14 protein-coding genes are annotated in these 20,216 nt (G+C 61.9%); 7 read left to right on the plus strand and 7 right to left on the minus strand.

The annotated features are described in order from the left end of the window. Positions 1-17 precede the first annotated feature (17 nt). A complete protein-coding gene (locus C4J90_RS15360; RefSeq protein ID WP_124420233.1) occupies positions 18-626 on the plus strand; it encodes an AAA family ATPase in 609 nt (202 codons plus the stop codon). 13 nt (positions 627-639) lie between these two features. On the opposite strand, the gene C4J90_RS15365 is transcribed toward C4J90_RS15360, so the two are convergent. The 3 genes from C4J90_RS15365 to C4J90_RS15375 are packed head-to-tail and all read right to left on the minus strand — an operon-like array spanning position 640 to position 2,901. Next, entirely contained in the window at positions 640-1,056 is a 417-nt protein-coding gene (locus tag C4J90_RS15365; RefSeq protein WP_124420234.1) for an SRPBCC family protein, read from the minus strand. A gap of 26 nt (positions 1,057-1,082) precedes the next feature. Continuing rightward, positions 1,083-1,880 (minus strand): SDR family NAD(P)-dependent oxidoreductase, encoded by a 798-nt coding sequence (locus tag C4J90_RS15370; protein WP_124367338.1) that lies wholly within the window; start codon positions 1,878-1,880, stop codon positions 1,083-1,085. 16 nt (positions 1,881-1,896) lie between these two features. Next, positions 1,897-2,901, minus strand: coding sequence for an aldo/keto reductase (locus tag C4J90_RS15375; protein WP_124420235.1), 1,005 nt, complete (start codon positions 2,899-2,901; stop codon positions 1,897-1,899). A gap of 112 nt (positions 2,902-3,013) precedes the next feature. Here C4J90_RS15375 and C4J90_RS15380 point away from each other — a divergent pair, with 112 nt between their 5' ends. Further along, a complete protein-coding gene (locus C4J90_RS15380) occupies positions 3,014-3,907 on the plus strand; it encodes a LysR substrate-binding domain-containing protein (RefSeq protein WP_124420236.1) in 894 nt (297 codons plus the stop codon). Between the two features lie 191 nt (positions 3,908-4,098). After that, positions 4,099-6,261 (plus strand): TonB-dependent siderophore receptor, encoded by a 2,163-nt coding sequence (locus tag C4J90_RS15385; protein WP_124420237.1) that lies wholly within the window; start codon positions 4,099-4,101, stop codon positions 6,259-6,261. 3 nt (positions 6,262-6,264) lie between these two features. Here the strand turns inward: C4J90_RS15385 and C4J90_RS15390 are convergent, their stop codons facing one another. From C4J90_RS15390 to C4J90_RS15405, 4 genes are all read right to left on the minus strand, one after another. After that, entirely contained in the window at positions 6,265-6,702 is a 438-nt protein-coding gene (locus tag C4J90_RS15390) for a carboxymuconolactone decarboxylase family protein (RefSeq protein ID WP_124420238.1), read from the minus strand. A gap of 93 nt (positions 6,703-6,795) precedes the next feature. Beyond that, a complete protein-coding gene (locus tag C4J90_RS15395) occupies positions 6,796-8,241 on the minus strand; it encodes a mechanosensitive ion channel family protein (protein ID WP_124404482.1) in 1,446 nt (481 codons plus the stop codon). 104 nt (positions 8,242-8,345) lie between these two features. Next, complete coding sequence (locus C4J90_RS15400) at positions 8,346-9,212, minus strand: pirin family protein (RefSeq protein ID WP_124420239.1); 867 nt, start codon at positions 9,210-9,212, stop codon at positions 8,346-8,348. Positions 9,213-9,288: 76 nt separating this feature from the next. Then, positions 9,289-10,494 carry a multidrug effflux MFS transporter gene (locus tag C4J90_RS15405; protein ID WP_124420240.1) on the minus strand — a complete coding sequence of 402 codons (1,206 nt, stop codon included), beginning with the start codon at positions 10,492-10,494 and terminating at the stop codon, positions 9,289-9,291. 100 nt (positions 10,495-10,594) lie between these two features. Between C4J90_RS15405 and C4J90_RS15410 the strand changes: the two genes are divergently transcribed. From C4J90_RS15410 to C4J90_RS15425, 4 genes are all read left to right on the plus strand, one after another. After that, positions 10,595-11,701 (plus strand): efflux RND transporter periplasmic adaptor subunit, encoded by a 1,107-nt coding sequence (locus C4J90_RS15410; protein WP_124420241.1) that lies wholly within the window; start codon positions 10,595-10,597, stop codon positions 11,699-11,701. A 2-nt stretch (positions 11,702-11,703) separates the two neighbouring features. Then, the gene (locus C4J90_RS15415) at positions 11,704-14,778 is read left to right on the plus strand and encodes an efflux RND transporter permease subunit (protein ID WP_124420242.1); all 3,075 of its coding nucleotides are present in this window, start codon (positions 11,704-11,706) and stop codon (positions 14,776-14,778) included. A gap of 110 nt (positions 14,779-14,888) precedes the next feature. Beyond that, entirely contained in the window at positions 14,889-19,748 is a 4,860-nt protein-coding gene (locus tag C4J90_RS15420) for an RHS repeat-associated core domain-containing protein (protein ID WP_256658868.1), read from the plus strand. Between the two features lie 6 nt (positions 19,749-19,754). Continuing rightward, positions 19,755-20,174, plus strand: coding sequence for a hypothetical protein (locus C4J90_RS15425; protein ID WP_124420243.1), 420 nt, complete (start codon positions 19,755-19,757; stop codon positions 20,172-20,174). Positions 20,175-20,216 lie beyond the last annotated feature (42 nt).

The following is a 20,216-nucleotide window of genomic DNA, read 5'->3' on the forward strand; positions in this document are numbered from 1 at the left end:
CAGCGAGGAGATCAACCATGCTTATCGTATTCAGCGGCCTGCCCGCCACCGGCAAGACCACGATTGCCCGGGAGCTGGCCCGGCAGATGGGCGCGGTTTATCTGCGCATCGATGTGATCGAACAAGCGCTGCGCGAGTCTGGCGGGCTGGCGGGCGATGTGGGTGCCAGCGGGTATGGCGTGGCGAATGCGTTGGCACTGAGTAATGCGCGCCTGGGGCAACGAGTGATCGCTGACTGTGTGAACCCGGTGAGGGAGAGCCGCGAAGCTTGGCGAGGCGTGGCGCGGGCGGCGGGCGTTGAGCTGGTCGATATCCAGGTAATTTGTTCTGATCAGCAGGAGCATCGGCGCAGGGTCGAGAGCCGTGAAAGCGATATTCCAGGGTTGCTGCCGCCGACTTGGCAGTCGGTGTTGGCACATGAATACGAAGCCTGGGATGAGCCGCCGTTCCTGCTCGATACGGCGCGGCTCACACCCGCACAGGCCATCGCGTCGGCCCACGCACTGCTTGATCGTCCCCACGCTCCGCGTGGGCATGCAGCCCGTGACGCTCTGCGTCACCTGCGCAACGGGACGCGGAGCGTCCCAGCAGGCATTCCCACGCGGGAGCGTGGGAACGAGCCCTGACAGAGGGTTGGCGTCAGCCGGGGAAGTTGGCGCGCAACGCCTCCAGGCCATCGCTGTACACGCCGGCAAACAACGTCTCCGCCGCTGCATCCGTGGTGCCCTCAGCCGGCGTGAACACACCGGACCAGGTTACTTTGGCAGACGATTCGGTCAGCGCTTCAACCTGCACGGTCGCCAAGTAGGCGCTCACCGGAAACGGCGACTGCTCGATGATGTAGCTGTAGGTGCGCGCCACGTTGTCGAAGGTCTGCAACCGCTCGACAATCTGGCCGCCATCGGCAGTATGCAGGTGACGCACGCGGCCACCGTCGCTCGGCTCGCTTTTGGCGATGAAGGGCAGCCAGTCAGGCAGGCTGTTGAAGCCACCGATGAGTTTCCAGACCTGGTCAGCCGACGCAGGGATTTCAATCACAGAAGACGCTGTTGCCACGATAAATACTCCAGACCGTTAAAAAATCAGATCGCCATGCTGTCGACAACACCACCGTCGACCCGCAACGCGGCGCCGGTAGTGGCAGACGACAGCGGTGAAGCAATGTACGCCACCAGGTTGGCCACTTCATCCACATTCGCCGCGCGCTGGATGATCGACGTCGGCCGCGCGTTGCGCACGAACACATCGGCCTCGTCCCGAGCGGTGCGCCCGGATTGTTGCGTGGCGTCCTTGAGCATGTGCTCCAGGCCATCGGTGAACGTCGGCCCCGGCAGGATCGCGTTGACCGTCACACCGGTACCTGCCAGGCGCTTGGCCAGGCCATGGGACACCGCCAGATTGGCGCTTTTGGTCACGCCATAATTGATCATGTCTGCCGGGGTCGCCACGCCGGATTCAGACGACACAAAGATCACCCGCCCCCAGCCCTGCTCGACCATGCCCGGTACGTAATGCCGCGCCAGGCGCACGCCGGAGATCACGTTGACTTCATAAAAACGCGTCCATTCACTGTCCGGTGCCTCGAAGAAATCCACATCATTGAAGATGCCCAGGTTGTTGACCAGGATATCGGCGCGGGGTTCGGCGGCGAACAGTGTCTCGGCGCCTTCGACCGTGCCCAGGTCGGCCACGCACCCGCGCAGATCGGCGCCTGGCACCGCCTGGCGGATGCTCGCCAGTGCAGCGTCGACTTTGCCGCTGTCACGCCCGATCACCACCACGGTGGCACCGGATTGCGCCAGGGCCTGACTGATGCCCAGGCCGATCCCGGCCGTGCTGCCGCTGACGATGGCTACTTTGCCGCTCACATCGATTTTCATGGTTGAACTCCTGAAGTTAAAGCGGCAGAGGCGCGCGAGGCGAGATCAACTGCGCATCGCGCAACGCCTGCCAGAAGGCTGCTGGAATCTGCTCTGACAACGCCGCCACGTCTTCGGCAATGCGCCCCGGACGACTGGCACCGGGAATCACCGCGGCCACGGCCGGGTGGGCCAGGGAAAACTGTAGCGCAGCGGCCTTGACGCTGACGCCAAACGCTTGGGCAATCGCCTTGATCTGCTCGACTTTGCCGATGATCGCCGGGCTGGCCTGCTGGTATTCAAAGTGCGCGCCGCCGGCAAGGATGCCGGAGCTGTAGGGGCCACCGACCACGATCTCAACGTGCTGTGCGAGGGCCGCGTCCATCAGGCGCTGCAAGGCACGCTCGTGGTCGAGCAGGGTGTAGCGCCCGGCCAGCAGAAAGCCGTCGGGTTGGGCTTCGGCCAGGTCCAGCGTCAGCTCGCACGGTTCGACGCGGTTCACGCCCAGGCCCCAGGCCTTGATTACGCCTTCTTCGCGCAAGCGCGTCAGCACCTTGAACGCGCCGGTACGCGCCTGGTTGAAGTACTCCAGCCACTGGTCGCCGTAGAAATCCTGGGCAATGTCGTGAATCCACACGATGTCCAGGCGGTCGGTGCGCAGGCGCTCAAGGCTGTCCTCGATCGAGCGCAAGGTGGCGTCGGCGCTGTAGTCATTGAGCATTTTGTTCGGACGGCCGTGCTCGAACACGCCGCTTTTCTCGCCCAGGTCACGGGCGCTGTCTTCGACTTCGTCGAGAATCACCCGGCCGACCTTGGTGCTGAGCACGTAGTCGTCGCGGTTGTAATGGGACAAGGCCTGGCCCAGGCGGATTTCCGACAACCCCGAACCGTAGAACGGCGCGGTATCGAAATAACGCACGCCGTGATTCCAGGCGGCCTCGACGGTGGCCTGGGCTTCGTCTTCAGGAATGGCGCGGAACATATTGCCCAGCGGTGCGGTGCCAAAGCCCAGGACGCCGGGCAGTTTGTCTTTCAAGCTCATGGTGGTTCCTCAATCGGTTCAGGGTCGCAATGACCGTTGAGCAGATCCTAGATTGCCTGGATCGGACCGTCCAAGACATACTACGACCAACTTGAGTCCTGATAGGTCTTACATGATTGATCTACGCCAACTGCGCTACTTCGAAGTGGTCGCCGAAGAACAACACGTCGGCCGCGCCGCCGAGCGCCTGCACATCTCCCAGTCACCGTTGAGCCGGCAGATCGCCCAGCTTGAAGATCGCCTGGGCCTGACGCTTTTCGAGCGCAGCCAGCAACGTATCCGCCTGACCCGCGACGGCCAGACCTTCCTCGCCGAAACCAGGGCGCTGCTGACCCACGCCAACCGCCTGGAGTCCCTGGGCAAGCGCCTGGGCCGGGGTGAAGAAGGCGGTTTGTGCATCGGCTATATCGAGAACGCCATGCACGCCGGGATATTGCCCACTGCCTTGCGCGTGCTGCGCGATGACCGGCCTAACGTGCATATCAAGCTGTATAACCTGCCCTCCCTTGAACAGTTGGAAGGCCTGCGCCAGCGCAGCCTGGACATTGCCCTGGTGGGCGAACCACCAGCAGCCGACGACCCGGACCTGACTGCCCGCCAGGTGCTCGATGAACCCATGCTGCTGGCCTTGCCCGAACATCACCCGCTGACGCAGCAACACGAGCTGTTGCCCGAGCACCTGGCCGACCAACAATGGATCGGCGTACAGCGCAAACCCGGCGCCAGCCCGGCTGATGACTTCGTCGCCGCGTGCATCCGTGCCGGTTTCACCCCACAGATTCCAATGGAAGCCAGCGAGCCCTTCACCGCCTTGGGCCTGGTGGCCTCCGGACTGGGCGTGGCCATGGTCCAAAAAGGCCTGAGCCGCAACGCACCGCCCGGCGTGGTGTTGCGCGAGCTGCCCTGGCTGAGCTACACCACCCCGCTGTGGGCGGCCTGGCATCGGATCAACCTGCGGCCGTTGGTGGAGACGTTTCGCAAGGTGCTGACCGACCCCCAAGGCTGACGCGATCCAAACTGTGGGAGGGGGCTTGCTCCCGATAGCGGTGGGTCAGTCAGCTCATCTATGGCTGATATACCGCAATCGGGAGCAAGCCCCCTCCCACAGTTTGACCGAGTCCATACTGGCATCTTGTAAAGTCCCGCACTTCACCCTAGCTTATGCGCCCCCCGCCCAGCGCTTTAAGGCCTTGCCCCATGGTTTTGCGTTTTCGTCCCGTCGTCACTTCACGTTTCGCCCTTGGCCTGTTGTTCAGTGGAGGCATCGGTCACAGCCTGGCGGCGCAGGTTGAACTGCCGGCGGTGCAGATCCAGGGCCAGGATGAGGCCGGCTATCGCTCGCAAACCGCCGCGGTCGATGGCTTCGATGAGGCGCCCCTGCTCGATACGCCCGCCTCGATCAGCGTAATCAACGCCACGCTGATCAAGGACCAGCAAGCCCGCCTGCTCAGTGAGGTGCTGCGCAACGACGCGTCGGTGGGCGACAGCTACGCGCCGATCGGCTATTACGAAAACTTCGTGGTGCGCGGCTTCTCGCTGAATGCAGCGAGCAGCTACAAGATCAATGGACGCACCATCACCGGCGAGCAGAACGTCGCCCTGGAAAACAAGCAACAGGTGGAAGTGCTCAAGGGCCTGGCCGGGTTGCAAAGCGGGATTTCCGAGCCCAGCGGGGTGATCAATTACGTGACCAAGCGCCCAGAGGACGTGCGTTCGGTGACGGTGTCCACCGATGATCGCGGCAGCGGTTATGTGGCCACCGATGTCGGCGGCTGGTTCGGCAGTGAGCAGCAGTTCGGCCTGCGCGCCAACGTCGCCCACGAGGATCTTAATTCGTACGTGGAGCATGCCAACGGCCAGCGCGATTTTATGTCCCTGGCCTTCGACTGGAACATCAGCCCGGATGCCATGTTGCAACTGGATGCTGAATACCAGAACAAACAGCAGCGCTCGGTACCGGGATATCAATTGTTGGGCGGCACTGAAGTGCCTCACGACGCTTCACCGAAAAAGCTGCTGGGGCATCAGACCGGGGGCAAGCAGGTGGGCATCGACTCACTGAACCTCAACGGCAAATTCGAATACCATTTCAGCGATCAATGGAAAGGCAGTGTCAGCGCGGCGCGCAGCAAGGTGGTGATTGACGATTACAGCTCATTTGCCTGGGGCTGCTACGGGTCGACCAGCTGCAGCTCGGCAAGCGTGCCGAACTACTTCAGCCCCGAAGGCAATTACGACGTCTACGACTACCGCAGCCCCGACGACACCCGCCGCGACGATGAAGTCCAGGCCGCCATGACCGGCCTGTTCGACACCGCAGGCATAGGCCATGAGCTGACCTTCGGCACCAGCGCGTTTCGCCGGGTGATCGACAAGCGCAAGTCGGTCAATGAGCTCATTGGCACCGCCAATATCGACGCAGATGCGCCGAGCTTCCCGCCGACTGACAAACCGTTGAACGACAGCCACCGCAACCTCGACAGCCGCCAATACGGCCTATTCGTCACCGATCGCATTCGCTTCAACGAGCAATGGCAAACCATCCTCGGCGGCCGCGAAGTGCGCCTGGATGAAACAGCCTTCGACGGCGTGAGCGGCAACCAGGTCCGCCACACCCAGCAGTATGTGTTCCTGCCGCAGGCTTCATTGATCTACAAACCCATTGAAAACATCTCGCTGTACACCAGCTACAGCAAGGGGTTGTCCCTGGGCGGCACCGCGCCCTGGTTTGCGAACAACACCGATGAAACCCTGGCGCCCACCACCTCGCGGCAGATCGAAGCCGGGGTGAAGTACGACTGGCGCCGCATCAGCTTCGCCGCCGCCGTGTTCCAGACACGCCAGGCCTATCAGTATGCAAAGCCCGAAGACGGCGGGTTCACCTACGTGCAACAAGGCGAGCAGAAAAACACCGGGATCGAACTGTCCGCCAACGGCTGGGCCACCGACCGCCTGCAGGTGTCCACCAGCGTGGCGGCAATCCGGGCACGGGTGAACGGCAGCGGCACGCCGGAATACGAAGAGCACCAGGCGATCAACGTGCCCAAGCTGCGCGCCAGTGTGTACGCCGATTATGCGTTGCCATGGGTCAATGGCCTGGCGGTGCTCGGCGGTGTGCAATACAGCGCCAAGAAGTACGCCAACCGCAACGGCACTGTGGACGTCGGCGATTATGCGGTGGTCAATATCGGCAGCCGCTATACCACCCGGGTCGATGGCTATGAAACGGTGTTTCGCTTGAGCGTCGACAACCTGTTCGACAAGCGCTACTGGCGCGACGCGGGCGAATACATGGGCGATGACTACCTGTTCCAGGGCGCACCGCTGACGGCGCGCCTGAGTGCTTCGGTGAATTTCTAAGGGTTACTTGGGCATCTTGCGAAAGCCGACGGCCAAGCGGTTCCAGCTATTGATGGTGGCGATCGCCACGCTCAGGTCAACCTGTTCCTGCGGGCTGAACTCAGCGGCCAGTGTGTTGAAGTCTTCGTCCGGGGCGTGGGTCTGGCTGAGCAGGGTCAGGCTTTCGGCCCAGGCCAGCGCGGCGCGTTCACGCGGGGTGAAGAACGGCGTTTCACGCCAGGCCGACAGCGTGTACAGGCGGCGCTCGGTTTCGCCGCCCTTGCGTGCGTCGGCGGTGTGCATGTCGAGGCAGAATGCGCAGCCGTTGATCTGCGAGACGCGCAGGCGCACCAGTTCCAGCAGCGGCAGTTCGATGGACAGTTTGCCGACCGCCGCCTCGAGGGCAAGCATGGCTTTCATGGCGTCGGGGGAAGCGGTGTAGAAATCGGTACGGGTTTGCATGGTGGAACTCCAGAACGGTGGGATTGGTGAGCAGGTTAGTCACCTGGGCGTTCTGGAGAAATAGCCAATCCGGGCGAAGAACAGGTGACCAATCTACAGCCCACGGTTCTTCAACCACTGCAGGAAACCCTTCTTCACCGGGACCACCGGCGCGTCCTCGGTCAGCGCCTGGGCGGCATGCACGCGGAAATCCAACAGCGCCTTCATGGCTTCGCCGATGTCATGCCGTGCATCCAGGCAGGGCTTGAGGTATTCGTTTTCGATGCGGTACAGGGTGCAATAAGTCTTGGCGGTGAAGTCCGCCAGCGTGGCCTGGTCGGACAGGATGCCGGACTCGCCAATCACCTCCCCCGGCCCCATGCGCCCGGCTTCGAACTTATGGCCACCCTTGAGCAACATCACCGAAACCACGCCGGATTCAATGATGAACAAATGGTCGCTGACCTCCCCCGCCGGCAGGATCATATCGCCGGCGCGGTAGGTGTGCAGGGTCATGTTCTGGCTGAAGGTGTCCTTTTCTTCCTGGCGCAACGTGGAAAAGATCGACGAACGCTCAAGCAAGGCCCGCGCGCCGGAGACCGTGGCGGGCGTGCTACCTTCGGTGGCAGACAACAGGCCCACGCCCGCCGCCTGCAGGTGCCGGAATGCCAGGTCGTAAAGCTGGTTGCGCACTTCGCGCTTGAGGCCCATGGCCGGCACGAAGCCACTGATTTCATACTCCACGCCGCCACTGGCCGACGCTTTGAACGCCACGCTGGGTGCCGGCTTGGCCAACAACGCCCGGCAGCCCTGCATCGCCCGCTCGAGGGCCTCGATCACCGTTTGTGGGCGCGCATGGGGGCTCACTTGCAGGCTGACTGCCAGGCCGAACATATCCGCCGGGCGCGAGAAGTTGATGATCTTGGCCTTGGCCGCCAGGGAATTGGGGATGACCGCCAGGCTGCCCTGGGACGTCTGCAACCGCGTGGCACGCCAATCGATATCGGTGACGCGGCCTTCGGTGCCGTCGATGGAGATCCAGTCGTCGATCTGGTAAGGCTTGGTGGTGTTGAGGACGATCCCGGAAAACACGTCGCTCAGGGTGCTTTGCAGCGCCAGGCCGACGATGATCGCCACGGCGCCCGAGGTGGCGAGCACGCCCTTGACCGGCAGGTCGAGCACGTAAGCCATGGCGGCGATGATCGCGATCAGGAAAATCACGGCGCCCATCAGGTCCTGCAACAACCGCCCGGTATGGCCGACCCGCTGCATCATCACCGCGCCGAGCAATACCGTGAGGGTGCGCGCGGCGAACAGCCACCAGCCGATCTGCAACGCGGTGGCCGCCAGGTGCAGGGTGGTGTCATCGGCGTAGGGCGCCGCTTGCATGGGGTTCATGCCGTCGTTGAACAACACCGCGCTGAACACCGCAAAGATGACCAGCCGCGCCGCAAGTTTCCAGTTGGCGAGCGTGGGCGAGATAAGGCGCCACACGGCAATGTCGATAAGGATCAGCGCCACGGCGCACAACATCGGGTGATCAGCGATAAATGAGGGCATCCAGGCGACTCCAGGGCGAATGCCGAGAAGATCGCATGAAATGGCGGTGCCGGGTATAGCGCAGAAAAAAATGTGGGAGGGGGCAAGCCCCCTTCCACGGGCTGTCAGGCCTGCATGCGCCCGAATTTTCCGGACTGGAAGTCGGCAAAGGCCTGGTGGATTTCCTGCTCGGTGTTCATCACGAACGGACCGTGGCCGACGATGGGCTCGTCGATCGGCTCGCCGCTGAGCAACAGCACCTTGGCGTCGTCATTGGACTCCAGGGTGAGCCGGTCACCGTCACGCTCGAACAGTGCCAGTTGCCCTTGGCGCGCGACTTCCTCGCCATTGATCAACACCGTTCCGCTCAGGATCACAAGCGCGGTGTTACGCCCGGCGTGCAGGTCCAGCGTAACGGCCTTACCGACCTTCAGGCGCAAGTCCCACAGATCAATGGGCGTGAAGGTCCGCGCAGGCCCCTGAGTGCCGGCGAACTCACCGGCGATCAAGCGCAGTTGCCCCGCGTCACCCGGCAGCGCCAACACCGGAATGTCGCCATCGACGATGGTCTGGTAACCGGCGTCGGCCATTTTGTCCTTGGCGGGCAGGTTGACCCACAGCTGCACCATCTCCAGCGGCCCGCCTTTGCGCGCGAAAGCTTCAGAATGAAATTCTTCATGGAGAATGCCTTTGGCGGCTGTCATCCATTGCACGTCGCCCGGGCCGATTTTGCCGCCGGCACCGGTGGAGTCGCGGTGCTCGACTTCGCCATCGTAGACGATGGTCACCGTTTCAAAGCCGCGATGGGGGTGCTGGCCGACGCCGCGACGGGTATCGGTAGGCGTGAAATCGGCCGGGCCGGCGTGGTCCAGCAGCAGAAATGGGCTGATGTGTTTGCCCAAGGTGTCGTAGGAAAACAGGGTGCGCACCGGAAAGCCGTCGCCGACCCAATGGGCGCGGGGGCTGGTGTAGATACCGATCAGTTTTTTCATGGTGTACCTCCAAAGTGCCTACACCATAAGTCTCCCAACCGTTGAACACTAGCCGGCGAACGCGGCTTTGAGCGTTCTATGTATAGGACAATACCTTGGACGTGCGCTGGCGCAACAGGTGGAACGCGACGAAGGCCGCGACGGCAAAAACGGCTTGAATAACGATCATTGGCGTCGCGCTGCCGTCACGCAAATGGCTCAACAACACGCCGCTGCAGGTGGCGCCGAACATCTGCGCAAACCCCATCAACCCAGCGGCCAGCCCGGCGCGATGGGCGTTGGGCATCACCCCGCCCGTGACCGCACCAGGTAGCACCAGCCCGCCCCCGAGCGTGGCCAGGGCAATGGGCAGGTCCAGGCCGACCACCGAGAGCCCGAACAGCGTATAAATCACCAGTGCCAACACCCCGCCGGCGGCCACCAGCGTCACGCCCATCGTCACAATCCGCTGCGGTCCCAGGCGCAAAATGTTGCGCCGGGTATAGGTGGAACCGACGATCAGCATCGACACGATCAGGCCAAAATTGATCCCGTACTCCAGGCTGCTCAACCCCAGCAGGTTGATGAATACCGCCGACGAACCGGCAATCACTGCAAACATCGCGCCGTAGGTACAGGCCAGGGCCACGGCATAGGCGCGGTACTGGCGGCCCTTGAGCAAATCCAGGTATTGCCCGCCGAGGGTGCGCCAATGCGCGGCCTTGGGATCGAGGTGAGGGTTGCTCTCGCGAAAGAACGCCACCGCCAGCAGCCACACGACGCTGCCGATGACCACAGCGAGCACGATGGGCGCGTGCCAACCGAACAGTTTGATCAGCAAGCCGCCCGCCATCGGCGCCACGACAATGGCATAGAGCATGCCGATCATGGTCAGCGCCAGGGCCGGGCCCGCCTCGGTTTTCCACACATCGCGTACCACCGTGCGCGCCAGCACCAACGCGGCGCATGCCCCCAGGCCCTGCAGCACGCGGGCGGCGATAAATTGCTGAATGTCCGTCACCAGCAGCATCGACAGTGTCGCCAGCACGTACAGCGTGAGGCCACCGATCAATACCGGTCGGCGGCCGATACGGTCCGACAGCGGCCCGAACAGCAACTGCCCCAGGCCGAACGCGGCCACAAACGCCGACAGTGCCATCAACGCCGAGCCTGGCGGCGCCGCCAACGCCTGCTCGATGGCGCCCAGGCCCGGGATGATCAATTGCGTCGAGACTTCACCCAGCGCTGTCAGCGCAACCAGTAAGAACAACAAGCGGCGCGAAGGTGCCGGGGCGTTTGCCATGGGGAATGTCCGGGGGCTGGATTAATTTATATTTCGACCATAATATGAGCGAAAAATTATGTCCATAATTTTTTGCCCTATGGTCACCCTGGAGTCCGTCATGCCGCCCCTTTCCCTTCGCCTCTTAACGCCCCTGGCTCTGTTGATGGTCCTCAGTGGCTGCAACAGCAAGGCCGACAGTGCCGCTCAAACCTCCCCGCCGCGTCCGGTACTCGCCGTCAAGGTCGAGGCTGGCGGCACCCAGCAAAGCGCGTACACCGGTGTGGTTGCCGCCCGTACCGAAAGCAACCTGGGCTTTCGGGTCAGCGGCAAGGTGATCGAACGCAAGGTCGATCCCGGCCAGCACGTCTCTCGGGGCGACACCCTGCTGGTGCTGGATATCGGCGATTTCGAACTGGCGTTGCGCTCGGCAAAAAACCGCGTCAACGCCGCGCAGGCGCAACTGCGCCAGCGCCGCGACGACGAAAACCGCTACCAGCGCCTGGCCAGTACCGGCGCGGTGTCGCGGCAAATCTTCGACCAGTCGGCGACCAACCTGCGCGTCGCCGAAGCGGAACTGGCGGCGGCGCAATCGGACGCCAGCCAGATCGAAAACCGGCGTACTTATAGCGTGCTCAAGGCCGATGGCGACGGCGTCATCACCGACGTCCTGGCGGATCGCGGCCAGGTGGTGGCCGAAGGGCAGATCGTCGCGCGCCTGGCCCATGACGGTGCCCGCGAAGCCATCGTCAACCTGCCCGAACAGCAGCGCGCCCAGGCCGCGCAAAACGCCCTGGCCTTCCCCTTCGGCGCCCCGGACCAGGCCGTCACCGCCACCCTGCGCGAGCTGTCCGCCAGCGCCGACCCCACCACCCGCACCTACCGCGCGCGCTATGTGCTGCATGGCCCGCTCGAACGTTTCGCCCTCGGTTCCACCATCACCTTGCGCCTGCAAGGCAACGGCCAGGCCCAACAAACCCGCGTGCCCATCGGTGCGTTGCAGGATGCGGGGCAAGGCACCGGCGTATGGCTGATCGGTGAAGACAACCGGATCAGCTTCGCCCCGGTGAAAGTCGCCAGCCTCGGCCAGGAAGAGGCCCTGCTCGACAGCGGCGTCACGCCCGGCCAAACCATCGTCGCCCTCGGCGCGCACCTGTTGCACAGCGGTGACAAAGTACGCCTGCTGCCCGCCCAGGCGCTGGCCCTCAACCGCCAACAGGACCAATGAGCATGCGTGGAATCAATCTTTCGGAACTGGCGGTCAAGCACCGCGCCGTCACGCTGTTCCTGATCATCGCGATTATCGCTGCCGGGATCTTCTCGTTCGGCAAACTGGGGCGCGCCGAAGACCCCTCGTTTACGGTCAAGGTCATGACCATCACCGCCGCCTGGCCCGGCGCCACTGCTGAAGAAATGCAGGAGCAAGTGGCCGACCGCCTGGAAAAGCGCCTGCAGGAACTGGACTACTACGACCGCGTCGAGACCATCGCCCAACCGGGTTTCGTCTCGATGCGCATGACCTTCCTTGAATCCACGCGCCCGAGCGAAATACAGGAGCTGTTCTACCAGACCCGTAAAAAACTCAGCGACGAAGCCGCGAAACTGCCCAAGGGCGTGATCGGGCCGTTTTTCAACGATGAGTATTCGGATGTCTACTTTGCGCTGTATGCCCTGGAGGCCGAACACCTGCCCCATCGCCAGCAGGTGCAAATGGCCGAAGCGCTGCGCCAGGGCCTGCTCAACCTGCCGGGAGTGAAGAAGGTCAATATCCTCGGCGAACAGGCCCAGCGCGTGTTTGTCGAGTTCTCCTATGAGCGCCTGGCGACCCTGGGTATCAAGCCCGAACAGATCTTCGCCGCCCTCGCCGCGCAAAACGCCGTGGCGCCCTCGGGCTTCGTCGAAACCGCCGGCGCCCGCGCCTACATCCGTATCGATGGCGCCTTCGACAGCCTGGCGCTGATCGAGAACGTGCCGGTGCAAGCCAATGGCCGCGTGCTGCGCATCGCCGATGTGGCCACCGTCAGGCGTGGCTATGAAGACCCGCCCAGCTACCGCATCCGCCATCAGGGCGACCCGGCGCTGATGCTTGGGGTGATCATGCAGAAGCATTGGAACGGCCTGGAACTGGACAAAAGCCTGCAGGCCCAGGAAGCCCGAATCCAGGCCGACCTGCCCCTGGGGGTAAATTTTGCCAAGGTGTCCGACCAGGCGAAAAACATCAGCCTGGCGGTAAACGAGTTCATGCTCAAGTTCTTCGTCGCCCTGGCGGTGGTGATGCTGATCAGCCTGTTGGCCCTGGGTTTTCGCGTGGGGTTGGTGGTGGCGGCAGCCGTGCCGCTGACGCTGTCGATCGTGTTTGTGATCATGCTCGTCACCGGCCGTGAATTTGACCGCGTCACCCTCGGTGCCCTGATCATTTCCCTGGGCCTGTTGGTGGATGACGCCATCATCGCCATCGAAATGATGGTGGTGAAACTCGAAGAAGGCTTTGACCGCATCCATGCGGCCACCTACGCCTGGAGCTCCACGGCAGCACCTATGCTGACCGGCACGCTGGTGACGATCATCGGCTTTTTACCCGTGGGGTTCGCGCGATCCGGTGCGGGCGAGTACGCCGGGAATATCTTCTGGATCGTAGGCTTTGCCTTGATTTCATCCTGGTTGGTGGCGGTGGTGTTCACGCCGTATCTGGGCGTGAAGCTGTTGCCGCAGATCAAGCCGGTGCCCGGCGGGCATGATGCGATTTACGCCGGGCGCTATTACCAGAAACTGCGCGGCGTGGTGGAGGCCTGTGTACGAGGGCGCTGGCTGGTGACCGGGCTGGTGGTGGCGGCGTTTGTGCTGTGCGGCCTGGGGATGGCGGTGGTGAAGAAACAGTTCTTCCCCGACTCCGACCGTTCCGAGCTGATTCTGGAGGTGTACATGCCGCCCGGCAGCGCGTTCAAAAGCACCGAAGCGGTGGCGGCGCAGGTGGAAAAAGCCCTGCTGCAGGAACCGCAGACGAGCCTGGTCGACACCTATGTAGGCGGCGGCGCACCGCGCTTTTTCCTGTCGTTGAACCCTGAGCTGCCGGACCCGGCGTTCGCCAAGCTGATCGTGCAAACCCCGGATTCCCACGCCCGCGATGCCTTGAAAGTGCGCATGCGCGAGCGCATCGCTGCCGGCGAGTTTCCCGCTGCGCGGGTGCGCGTCACGCAATTGGTGTTCGGCCCGCCGGTGCCGTTCCCCGTGGTGTTCCGTGTGTCCGGGCCGGACCTGGACACGCTGCGTGGGCTGTCCGAACAGGTGCGCCAAGTGGTGGCCGGCAACTCGCTGACTCGCGACGCCTTTCTCGAATGGGGCGAACGCGCCAGCGGTTACCGCCTGGTGCTGGACCAGGATCGCCTGCGCCTGCTGGGTTTCACCCCGGACGAGGTCAAATCCCAGCTCAACGCCCTGCTCAGCGGCAACCCGATCACCGAAGTGCGTGAAGGCAACCGCACCGTGTCCGTGGTGGCCCGCGCCCAGGGCAGCCAGCGCGAAGACCTTGGCAACCTCAACAACATGACCCTGACCAACAGCGCCGGCACGTCGGTGCCGCTGGCCCAGGTCGGGCATTTCCAGGCGGTGATGGAAGAACCGATCCTCAAGCGCCGCAACCGCGCCACCACCGTGGAAGTGCGCGCCGACATCATCGACGGCGTACAACCGCCCGATGTGGAAATGGCCGTGTACAAAGACCTGCAGCCGCTGATCGCCCAACTGCCCACCGGCTACCGGATCGACATCGGCGGCCCGGTGGAAGAAAGCGCCAAGGCCAACGTCGCCCTGGCGGCGCTGTTCCCGATCATGATCCTGCTGACGCTCACGGTGATCATGTTCCAGGTGCGCTCCTTTGGCGTGATGTTGATGGTCTTCGCCACCGCGCCACTGGGCCTGATTGGCGCGGTGCCGACTTTGCTGCTGTTCAACCAGCCGTTCGGGTTCAACGCAATCCTCGGGCTGATCGGCATCGGCGGGATTCTGATGCGCAACACGCTGATCTTCACCGACCAGATTCGCCAGAACCAGGACCACGGCATGCCGATCCGCGAGGCCATCGTCGAGGCCACCGTGCGCCGAGCGCGGCCGGTGATCCTCACCGCACTGGCGGCGGCGCTGGCGTTCATTCCGCTGACGCTGTCGGTGTTCTGGTCATCCCTGGCCTACGTGCTGATCGGCGGGGTGCTGGTGGGCACGGTGTTGACGCTACTGTTCCTGCCGGCGCTGTGCAGCCTGGTGCTGCGCGACAGGGTTGCTGAAACTTCCCACGCAACCGCCGGATAAGCTCTACTCCCCTGCCCTGAAAACCTCTGCAAAGTCCCTCGCCTGATTAAACAGTGCGAGGGAGTGCAGATGGTTTTTCCAGTGAGAGCCCTGATCGATGGGGCTCACCCATGATCGAAGCAACCGGCCGAGCCATCGGCTTTCTGGTGCTGGCCGCGATGGATTCAAAGACGCGGGACGTCGAATCCGTGCTCAGCGATTTCCGCGGTTGCCTCAACCACTACGACACCTGGGCGCAGAACTTCTTCAGCTCTTCGGCACTGGATGTGGAGCAGGTGTTCAAGGTCGGGAATGAGGTGGCGCTGGTCGCCCCGATCAACCGTTCGATCTTCCCCAGCAGCACCGTCGCTACATGCCAGGCCAACGGCACGTTGACACTGGTGCATATGTTCCAGAGCTCGCGCTTCGTGCCGATCGGCAACACGCCGGTGATGTTGCAGCGCATCGATCCAGACGGTGGCCCGCTGGGCGAGCCGATCCATAAAACCATCGGCCCAAGCGGCATCCTCGAAGTCACCGAGTGCGACCGCAACCAGAAGTACCGGGTCAGTTTCTACCCCGACGTTTCCTCGGCGCATTTCAAGGCGCTGTACGCCTCTTATCAGTCGGTCATCACGCCACTGGAAGGCTGGCTGCGCAGGGAATGGGACACCACCTTCGAACCGCTATGGAAGAACTATTGCGAAGCGAATTTTCTCCAGCGCTACCTCTCGCTGCACCGCGCTTATGCCCAAGGCTTTGGCGACGTTCTTTACTCGGTTTGGGACAACATCACGCAGTTACTCCAGTGGTTGTCCGACCCGCTGGCCAACGCTGAAAAGCTGCTGCAATACCTTTCCCAGGACGAGCTTGAAAAGCTGCTGGCGTTAAGTGCCGAGACCCTCGCCAAGGGGTTGCTGGTGCTCAGCGATGAGCCTTTGCTGTTCGTTCACCTGGCGGCGCTGGTCAGTTGGATGCGCATGCTGCCACCGCCGTATATGAACGAAATGCTCGGGGCGATTGGCGCCGAGATCGTCATCACCCTGTTATTGGGACTGGCAACGGCCTGCATGGGGGTTGTGGTGCGCATCAGCACCAAAGTGCTGGCCGGCATCAAGTCACGTCGGGTGCGCACGTGGCTGGAGCAGATAGCCACGCAGTTCGGCACAGCTCGCTTGGAGGAGCACACCGAAGCGCTTAAGCCGGTGTTGCTGGGCAGTGCGGCGACACCGATCAAGGCAGTGCCGGTAGCGCCGTTGAAGGCGGGTGACACGCTGGTTTCAAACCCGGTGCCGGCGGTGCGCAGCAAGACCCAGCGTACGGCGTTGGTGCGGCAGGAGGCGGTGGATGATGTGCCTGCTGTTGCGTCGAATCCGAAGGGCGATGCGGCGGCTCCGGCGGACAAGACCGTCACCCACGGCTGCCCGGTGTCGATGGTTACGGGCGAGGAACTGCTGACCCTCACCGATGGCGCGCTGGATGGGGTCTTGCCGTTCGAGTGGACGCGCGCGTATCGCAGCAGTGCGGTGGAAGTGGATTGTGGGTTGGGGTTTGGCTGGAGCCATGCACTGGCGCAGCGGCTCGTGGTTGTGGGCGATTCGGTGGTGTGGACCGACCATGAGAATCGCGCGACCACCCTGCCCTTGCCGACAGCTGCTCGGCCGGCGATTACCAACAGCCTGGCGGAAGCGGCGATTTATCTGGGGTCGTTGCCTGGTGAATTGGTGCTGGCCCGGTCATCCCGGTTTTATCACTTTCGCGACGGTGTGCTAACGGCGATCAGCGATGCGTATGACAACCGGTTGTTGGTTGTCCGGGATCGGTTGGGGCGGATTGAGCGGCTGGATAACGGTGTGGGCCGTTCGCTTTTGTTGCGTTATGAATTCGACCGCATCGTGGCGGTGGACTACCAGATTCATCGCGCCACGGGGCATGAACCCTTCGTCTGGGTGACCGAGCAGAACGTCGTTGCCTACGCCTATGACGACGCTGGACGACTGGTGTCGGCGACCAACGCTGTCGGTGAAAGCGAGGTTTATCGGTACGACGAACAGCACGTCATTCTTGAGCGGCAACTGGCCGGTGGGGCGAGTTTCTTTTGGGAGTGGGAACGTTCCGGCAAGGCGGCGCGCTGTGTCCGGCATTGGGCCAGTTTCTCGCAGATGGACACGCGGTATGCCTGGGGCGATGACGGTCGCGTCACCGTGCACAACGCCGACGGCAGCCAGGAAGTTTACGTACATGACCAGCGGGCGCGGCTGGTACAGCGCATCGATCCCGACGGCGCTCAACATTTCAAATCCTACGATGACAAGGGCCGCCTGACCGTCGAGCAGGACCCGCTGGGCGCGGTGACGGCCTATCAATACGACGACGCCGGACGCTTGATCGCGCTGTTTCCGGGGGATGACGAGCCGACGGCCTACGAGCATGACAACGGTTTCGTACGGGTGGTACGGCGGGGTGAAGCGGTCTGGAAATATGAGCGCAATGACCAAGGCGATGTCATTCGCCAGGTCGATCCCGATGGCAACGCGACCGACTACAGCTACGACAAACAGGGGCAACTGACCGGGGTTTGGTATCCCGACAACAGCTGCCATCGCTTGGTGTGGAATGAACGCGGGCAACTCGTTGAAGAACAGCTACCGAATGGTGGGATCAAGCGCTATCGCTATGACGACCAGGGCCGTCAGGTTGCGCGTGAGGATGAACAGGGCGCGCTGACCCAGTATCAATGGGACGCCGTGGGTCGGTTAACTCGCTTGGTAGTGCCGGACGGTGCCACACGAGAATTCAGCTACAACCCCTACGGAAAAATCATCGCCGAGCGCGACGAACTCGGCCACGTCACCCGCTACGAATACGCCGACGGCCTGCACCTGATCAGCCGCCGCATCAATGCCGACGGTACCCAGGTCAACTACCGCTACGACAACGCCCGCTTACTGCTGACCGCCATCGAAAACGAAGTCGGCGAAACCTACCGGCTCGACTACCACCCCAACGGCCTGATCCAACAGGAAACCGGTTTTGACGGCCAACGCACCGCGTACATCTACGACCTCAACGGCAACCTGCTGGAGAAAACCGAATACGGCGACGATGGCAGTCAGCTCGTCACTCAATACCAGCGCGACCACGCCGGCCGCCTCGTAAGAAAAACCCTGCCCGACGGAAGCGTTGTCGATTATGCCTACGACCGCCAAGGCAACCTCCTCAGCGTCGACGACGGCCACTGGTTCCTGGCCTACGAATACGACCGCCAAAACCGCCTCACTGCCGAACACCAAGGCTGGGGCACGCTGCGCTATGGCTACGACGCCTGCGGCCAGTTAAAAAACCTGCGCCTGCCCGACAACAACCGCCTCACCTTCAACCACGACAAAGGCGGCCATCTTGCCACCGTCGAACTGAACGGTGCGTTGCTAACTTCCCACCTGTTCAAAGCCGGTCGCGAACACCAACGCCAACAAGGCCAACTGCTCAGCCACTACCACTACGACGACCAAAACCGCCTACATACCCACGCCGTCACCCAGCAGGAAAACCACCTCTACCAACGCCACTACGACTACGACAAAACCGGCAACCTCACCCGCCTGCACGACACCCGCAAAGGCGAACACCTTTACCGCTACGACCCACTCCACCGCCTGACCCGCGCCGATCATTCGCAAGACGTCCAGGAGCGCTTCGGCCACAACCCGGCCGGCAACCTGCTCATGCAAGATCGTCCTGGCCCGGACATCGTTGCGGGCAATCGGCTGGTGATCCAAGGCGATCACCACTACGACTATGACGCCTTCGGCAACCTGATCCACGAGCGGCGTGGCAAGGGTCATCAGCTCGTTACCGAATACCGCTACGACTGTCAGCACCGGCTAATCGGCATCACAAAGCCCAATGGCCAAACCGTCAGTTATCTCTACGATCCGTTTGGGCGGCGCATCAGCAAAACCGCGGATGGGAAAACCACGGAGTTCTTCTGGCAAGGCGACAAAGTCATTGCTGAGCATCACGCGGATCGTCATCGCAGCTACCTCTACGAACCCGACAGCTTCCGCCCATTAGCACTGCTGGAAGGCTTCGGCCCAGCAGATACACAGCCCTACCACTACCAACTCGACCACCTCGGCACACCGCAAGAACTCACCGCGCCCGACGGCGAAATCGTCTGGTCCGCCCATTACCGCGCCTACGGTGAAATCAGCCGCCTCGACGTAGGCAAAGTCGACAATCCGCTGCGCTTTCAAGGCCAATACTTCGATCAGGAAAGCGGCCTGCACTACAACCGCCATCGCTACTACAATCCGGATATTGGTCGTTACCTGACGCCTGATCCGGTGAAACTGGCGGGTGGGATCAACGCGTACCAGTACGTGCCCAATCCAACGGGGTGGGTGGATCCGCTGGGATTAAATTCTTGTCCGAAATCCGCTGAATGCAGACCAGTCTATAAAGCCCAAAGTCCTTTTGATGCCGCTAGAGTTGACTCCGGTGAGCCACGAACTCCCGAGCCGCGGCTGACAGCTAGACAGGCTAGGATTGAGGAACTTACCGAGGCCAATGCGAAGCGTCAAATCCTGGAGTACGAAGAAAAGTACGACATGCATATGGTCGGCAAGCACAGCCCGGAGGTAGAGAGTCACAAGGTGGAAAGGCGATCGATTGATGGAACAGACCCAATAACGGGTAGAACGCCAATAAATAGAAGGGGCGTCCCGAGTTCGCAATTTAACAGTTGGAAGTTTCAGCTTCAGGCATGGACAAAAGCCACCTCGCGGACAGAGCGGGGGCTACCGCGCTACACCGGCGCTGATGACAGCAGAAACGATATTGTACGTTTAGAATTACCAGGAGCTGGACGAGGCTACAGGCCAAACAGAAGAGACCCAACCAACCCAACCTTTAACCCATCCATGAATGCTGTAGAAATGAAATTTCGAGAAGACGGCACACCTTTCACCTTATTCCCCATTAAGGAATGACAACAAATGTTATATCACCCCGGCTCCGAAACCGTCCCATTCGACGCCAGTCTTTACTATTTCGTGGGAGTTTTTGATATTTATGACAGGGAAGAAACCAAGGGGAAGGAACTCGCTCGCTATAATCCGAATAACAGTAAAGACAGAGAAAATCTCATACTAAAATATTGCTTAGACCCATACAAAAGACTCTCCTATCGACACAGATACAAATTAATAGAAAGCTTATCTTTCGCCTTAAACACCGTGAATTTCAACTTCCAATCTTATTTTGAGGACGATCCAGACAAATACACTACGATGGCCTGGGATGAAACAGAAATAGTCGACCTTCGAGGTTTCTTCGCCGACATCTACCGACTCGCCAATGAAGTCTGGAAAGACGACCTCCAAAAAGCCAGCCGCGAAGACCAATCAACTTGGTAACCCACCGCCTGTGGCGAGCAAGCAGTCTCCCTCGCCACAAGT

This window comes from Pseudomonas sp. R2-60-08W (genome assembly GCF_003852335.1).
Classification (GTDB): Bacteria; Pseudomonadota; Gammaproteobacteria; order Pseudomonadales; family Pseudomonadaceae; genus Aquipseudomonas.

Coding starts and splice junctions, on each gene's coding strand:
- C4J90_RS15360 (WP_124420233.1), top strand. CDS start 18: ATGCTTATCGTATTCAGCGGCCTGCCCGCCACCGGCAAGACCACGATT.
- C4J90_RS15370 (WP_124367338.1), bottom strand. CDS start 1,880: ATGAAAATCGATGTGAGCGGCAAAGTAGCCATCGTCAGCGGCAGCACG.
- C4J90_RS15375 (WP_124420235.1), bottom strand. CDS start 2,901: ATGAGCTTGAAAGACAAACTGCCCGGCGTCCTGGGCTTTGGCACCGCA.
- C4J90_RS15380 (WP_124420236.1), top strand. CDS start 3,014: ATGATTGATCTACGCCAACTGCGCTACTTCGAAGTGGTCGCCGAAGAA.
- C4J90_RS15385 (WP_124420237.1), top strand. CDS start 4,099: ATGGTTTTGCGTTTTCGTCCCGTCGTCACTTCACGTTTCGCCCTTGGC.
- C4J90_RS15390 (WP_124420238.1), bottom strand. CDS start 6,702: ATGCAAACCCGTACCGATTTCTACACCGCTTCCCCCGACGCCATGAAA.
- C4J90_RS15395 (WP_124404482.1), bottom strand. CDS start 8,241: ATGCCCTCATTTATCGCTGATCACCCGATGTTGTGCGCCGTGGCGCTG.
- C4J90_RS15400 (WP_124420239.1), bottom strand. CDS start 9,212: ATGAAAAAACTGATCGGTATCTACACCAGCCCCCGCGCCCATTGGGTC.
- C4J90_RS15405 (WP_124420240.1), bottom strand. CDS start 10,494: ATGGCAAACGCCCCGGCACCTTCGCGCCGCTTGTTGTTCTTACTGGTT.
- C4J90_RS15410 (WP_124420241.1), top strand. CDS start 10,595: ATGCCGCCCCTTTCCCTTCGCCTCTTAACGCCCCTGGCTCTGTTGATG.
- C4J90_RS15415 (WP_124420242.1), top strand. CDS start 11,704: ATGCGTGGAATCAATCTTTCGGAACTGGCGGTCAAGCACCGCGCCGTC.
- C4J90_RS15420 (WP_256658868.1), top strand. CDS start 14,889: ATGATCGAAGCAACCGGCCGAGCCATCGGCTTTCTGGTGCTGGCCGCG.
- C4J90_RS15425 (WP_124420243.1), top strand. CDS start 19,755: ATGTTATATCACCCCGGCTCCGAAACCGTCCCATTCGACGCCAGTCTT.